This is a genomic window from Salinimicrobium oceani, from assembly GCF_012037645.1.
Genome location: NZ_JAAVJR010000127.1, coordinates 1 through 723 on the forward strand (window position 1 = coordinate 1; position 723 = coordinate 723).

At 48.7% G+C, this 723-nt stretch carries 1 protein-coding gene; it reads left to right on the forward strand.

What is annotated here, in order from left to right; translation table 11 throughout:
• Positions 1 to 723, forward strand: a 723-nt coding sequence (locus HC175_RS15825; RefSeq protein WP_209310020.1) for a PQQ-dependent sugar dehydrogenase, incomplete at both ends; no start/stop codon positions are given.

Below are 723 nucleotides of genomic sequence, written 5' to 3' on the forward strand. Positions count from 1 at the left end.
GATGGAGATGATGCAGTAGAATATTTCCACTTTAGAGAAGGAGCTTGTGCCATGGCTGATTCACCGGCACTATTTGTTGATGTGGATCTCCAATTGATAGCCGACGGTATGACTTCTCCGGTGGGAGTGGTGGCAGTACCCGGCGATAATTCCCGGTTGTATGTAATTGACCAGACGGGACAAATCTGGGTTATTGAGAACGGAGTCAGAAATCCACAGCCGTTCCTGGATGTGAGCGACAGGATAATAGCCTTGAGTGAGGGATATGACGAAAGAGGCCTCTTAGGGCTGGCCTTTCATCCTCAATTTAGTAGTAATAGCCGTTTTTATGTGTACTATACTGCTCCTCCGGGTGCCGGCGGCCCCATGGAAGGAGAAATGTGGGACAACAGGAGCCGTATTTCAGAATTTACAGCCTCAAGTCCCACGAGTGCCGATGCAGGATCAGAAAGGATCGTGCTTGAAGTAGATCAGCCTCAAAGCAACCACGAGGGCGGAACCATAGCTTTTGGACCTGACGGTTATCTTTATATCTCTATTGGAGACGGTGGTAATGCTAACGACGTTGGCCCCGGTCACGTACAAGATTGGTATGATGTCAATGCAGGTGGAAACGGACAGGATAATTTTGCTAATCTCTTGGGTAATATCCTTAGGAGAGATGTAGATGGTGCAGCACCCTATGAAGTTCCCGGAAGCAATCCATTTGTTGGTGAGGACGGG